We start from the raw sequence: 348 nt of genomic DNA on the forward strand, positions 1-348 counted from the left end.
TATAGCATTCGATAGCACTGAGCTGGCGGTGATAAAACTCAATGATATTCAGATCCAGGTCGATATTTTTCTGCACGGACTCATCGGCAAACTTATGACGCATCTGCTCCCGGGCATTGGGGTAGCGCAGATTCAGGTTGTTAGGTGGCAGGTTGTACTGACTGGTGGTGTTTTTGACATGGGCTTTCAGGTCGGCACCGTGCCTGACAATACGAGTCCGCCGACGTAGCAGATCACGGGTCGCCCTCATTTCAGCGGGATATACATAGGCTAAGGGAAAGTTTCCGCCACGAATTAAGTGCGCGATTTTGTATGAGTCGATCCGGTCATTTTTAGCTTTCCCTCCAT

Annotated in this window: 1 pseudogene; it reads right to left on the reverse strand. The window is 49.7% G+C overall.

Annotated elements, in window-relative coordinates:
* A pseudogene (locus tag JW499_RS23225) lies at positions 1 to 348 on the reverse strand (IS110 family transposase); the annotation flags it as partial.

The sequence above is a fragment of the Amphritea pacifica genome, from assembly GCF_016924145.1.
Classification (GTDB): Bacteria; Pseudomonadota; Gammaproteobacteria; order Pseudomonadales; family Balneatricaceae; genus Amphritea; species Amphritea pacifica.